At 73.7% G+C, this 354-nt stretch carries 1 protein-coding gene; it reads right to left on the bottom strand.

Features of this window, described 5'->3' with window-relative positions; translation table 11 throughout:
- Nucleotides 1–354, bottom strand: a 354-nt coding sequence (locus G3I65_RS44510) for a hypothetical protein (RefSeq protein WP_160701444.1), incomplete at both ends; no start/stop codon positions are given.

Here is a 354-nt window from a genome sequence, read left to right as displayed (position 1 = left end):
GTTCGCCATCGACGTCGACGAGGACGAACCGGCCGGGGTGTTCGAGCTGCGCGGCGCGCACGAGTCCCCGCACCGGCGCGGCGGCGAGGTCGCCGCTGCGGGTGACGAAGGCCAGCCGGGCGGTACCGGCCGCCCGCTCGCGCAGGATGTCCAGTACCCGCGCGGTGTTCTCGTGCGCGGCGGCGAGCACATCGTCCGAAGTGGACTCGACGCGGACGATCTCGACCGGCTCACCGTCCGTTGTGGGCATGGGGACCCAGTCGATGCCGAACAGCGCGTCGCGGACGAGACCGGGTTCGCCGTCGAGCCCGTCGGCCGGGCGCACGGCCAGCGACTCCACCGCGAGGATCGGCT

The sequence above is a fragment of the Amycolatopsis sp. SID8362 genome, assembly GCF_010550475.1.
In the GTDB taxonomy this organism is placed as follows: domain Bacteria; phylum Actinomycetota; class Actinomycetes; order Mycobacteriales; family Pseudonocardiaceae; genus Amycolatopsis; species Amycolatopsis eburnea.
Note: the sequence above shows the minus strand (reverse complement) of the source record. Positions and strands in the feature narration are given on the sequence as shown.